3 protein-coding genes and 1 pseudogene are annotated in these 2,666 nt (G+C 55.0%); 1 reads left to right on the top strand and 3 read right to left on the bottom strand.

The window, feature by feature from the left end:
• Positions 1–533 (bottom strand): alpha/beta fold hydrolase (locus QZ197_RS06500; RefSeq protein ID WP_296431065.1); only part of this gene is annotated, 533 nt, incomplete at its 3' end.
• A gap of 95 nt (positions 534–628) precedes the next feature.
• On the bottom strand, positions 629–1,969 hold the full coding sequence (gene dddP / locus QZ197_RS06495) for a dimethylsulfonioproprionate lyase DddP (RefSeq protein ID WP_296431064.1): 1,341 nt from the start codon (positions 1,967–1,969) through the stop codon (positions 629–631).
• A 166-nt stretch (positions 1,970–2,135) separates the two neighbouring features.
• Here dddP and QZ197_RS06490 point away from each other — a divergent pair, with 166 nt between their 5' ends.
• Complete coding sequence (locus QZ197_RS06490) at positions 2,136–2,357, top strand: hypothetical protein (protein ID WP_296431063.1); 222 nt, start codon at positions 2,136–2,138, stop codon at positions 2,355–2,357.
• A gap of 147 nt (positions 2,358–2,504) precedes the next feature.
• Here QZ197_RS06490 and glnA read toward each other — a convergent pair.
• A pseudogene (gene glnA / locus QZ197_RS06485) lies at positions 2,505–2,666 on the bottom strand (glutamine synthetase); the annotation flags it as partial.

Here is a 2,666-nt window from a genome sequence, read left to right as displayed (position 1 = left end):
GCCTGTGAAATGTCTTCGACAAAGCCTTTGCCGATACGGAACGGCCGACCGCCCAATGACACTTCGGCCACGCCCTGATCGATAATTTCCGGTAGCGCGTCGGTGAAATTGTGGGTGACGTGGGATGGATCAAAGGGCGCACCAATGGTCACCACTGCCTTGATGCTGTCCATCTGTGGTGCGGCCTTGAGCACGGCGGCACCGCCCAGCGAATGACCGATGATCAATGAGGGCGGGGTGCCGCGGTCGACCAAGGCCTGATGGGCGGCCAGCAGATCGTCAACGTTGGAGGAAAAACTGGTATTTTCAAATTCGCCCTCGGAATGGCCAAGCCCCGTGAAATCAAACCGCAGCACTGCGATGCCCATCGAAGACAGGCGAGCGGCAATCCGGCGGGCGGCGGTGATGTCTTTGGAACAGGTAAAGCAATGGGCGAAGATCGCGGTCGCCAGTTGCGGTCCGTTTGGCGTGTCTAGACGTGCGGCCAGCATGTGGCCCGCATGGCCCTTGAAGCTAAGTTTTTCGGTTGGCATGGGCATAGCCTTTCTTGCGATTGGCCTCTTACATGGCCCGCTTGCGCCAAGCCGACAACCCACCTTGCCACGCGGTCGCGGCAAGGTGAGAGATGTTACCGCCCCATCAGTGCCGGATCATGTGGGTATTTTGTCAGGTTCTCATAGCCATCTTCAGTGATCAGCACTTGATCCTCGAGCTTGATCGAAAAATCACCGCCTTCGGGACTAATAAGCGCTTCGACACACAGCGTCATGCCAGGTTTCAGAACATAGTCGAACGACCCTGGCACCATGCGGTCGGGGTAAGCAACCAACGGCCATTCGTCACACAGGCCTACACCATGCATCAAGCAGCCGTATTTTTGCTTTTGATATTTCTCGGGCAACACGTGGGTATTGCGGCTAAGTTCCTCAATCGACACGCCGGCTTTGAGCATGTCCATGTTATATTGAATATGTTCAACACCGATTTGCATCGCTTCGATCATGTCCGCCCGGGGTTTTTCATCGCCAATCCACCATGTCCGGCTGATATCGATGCAGAAGCCATAAGCGCCGACAAGGTCGGTATCAAAGGCCACGATTTCGTTATTTTGTACGATCCGCCCGCCACTTTCCTGAAACCACGGGTTCGTGCGCGGACCAGATGACAGCAAACGTGTTTCGATCCATTCGCCACCTCGCCGTATGTTTTCGGCATGTAGCACCGCCCAAATATCATCCTCGGACATGTTTCCTTTTGGCACGCCTGCACGGGCTGCGTCCTCCATGGCGTAGCAGGCCGCTTCGCAAGAATGGGATGCGCAGCGCATTGCGAGAATTTCATCAGCGCATTTAATGCTGCGGGCTTTTTCGGTTAGCTCTTCGCCGTCTTCGACTTTGAAGCCCTGCGCCTCAAGTGCGCGCAGGCCGTGCAGCATAATTTTGTCGACGGCGAGACGGGTGTTTCCACCACTATGTTCACGAATCAAATCTGCAACTTCGGTGGCAAAGTTGTCGGCTGCAGGGTCAATCTTGTCGCCACGGCCGAAATAAAAGAGGTCCGCGCCTTTGCGTTGCTCTGAGACCAGCGGGTTGAATTTGGACAGGAACATTGCGTTCTTGTAGTCCCAGATAACCATGTAACCGTCAGCGCAGACCAGACAGGCGCGAAACGGATTATGTGTATTCCAAAGCTGCATGTTGGTGCTGTCGGTGGCGTAGCGGATATTGAGAGGGTCAAACATCAAGATGCCGCCATAGCCGCGCGTGTTCACCGCATCAATAAGCCGCTGATGCCGCCACGCGCGCATGGCGGGCAGGTTCGGCAGCGTCAGGCCAGCGGCGGCCCATTCGTTGAAGGCGAGCTGGGTTGGCCCTATTTCGACACGGTCCTGATCATTGGGGGTGCCGTCGCCAAGCGTCGCGCCGCGTGTGGGGTCGATCTTGCGGGTGTCGCGGTAGTGGGTGTTCATCGCAATTTCCTTTGGCCAAGTTGGACCAATTATGCGCGAACGTAAGTCCAATAGATGTCAGAAATCGACATTTTCAGGTCCTGCAGTGGCTCTAACGGCGACTTTGGGTGTCGCCGACTAGCGCAAGAAGAGCGACAAAAAGATGATTCCTGCCAAAACGAGATAGATGTTCTTGAGGGTGATCGGGCTGCGCGTTGCCTCTTTTGAGGCGGATGCCTTTGTGCCCGAAGGCGCGGGCGCAGGCGTCGCGGGTTCTGGTACAGTGGTCTTTGCAGCATCCCAAGGAGATGGTGACGATTTAGCGGTTGTTGACGCCTTTGCGACTGCCGTGAATGTCGATTTTTGCTGTTTTGCAGAGCCGCGATATGCCGTGGAGGGGCCTTTATAGCGCACATCGATGGGATGGTATTTGGACATGTTGGTTTGTTTTGCCTGCTATTTCAAAATGAAGCTGATATTTTCCTAGCATTTGAAGCGTGCACAAAAAAGCCCCGCCAGATTTCTCTGACGGGGCGTTTTCGATAAGCTTTAGAGATTAGCAGCTATAATACAGCTTGTACTCGATCGGGTGTGGTGTGTGCTCGTAGGCGAACACTTCTTCCCATTTCAGCTCCATGTAGCCTTCAAGCTGGTCTTTGGTGAACACGTCACCGGCCAGCAGGAATTCGTGGTCTTCGGCCAACGCATCAAGTGCTTC

Origin of the sequence: Yoonia sp. (assembly GCF_017854415.1) — a bacterium.
In the GTDB taxonomy this organism is placed as follows: Bacteria; Pseudomonadota; Alphaproteobacteria; order Rhodobacterales; family Rhodobacteraceae; genus Yoonia.
Note: the sequence above shows the minus strand (reverse complement) of the source record. Positions and strands in the feature narration are given on the sequence as shown.

Coding starts and splice junctions, on each gene's coding strand:
- QZ197_RS06490 (WP_296431063.1), top strand. CDS start 2,136: ATGTTCTTGAGGGTGATCGGGCTGCGCGTTGCCTCTTTTGAGGCGGAT.
- dddP (WP_296431064.1), bottom strand. CDS start 1,969: ATGAACACCCACTACCGCGACACCCGCAAGATCGACCCCACACGCGGC.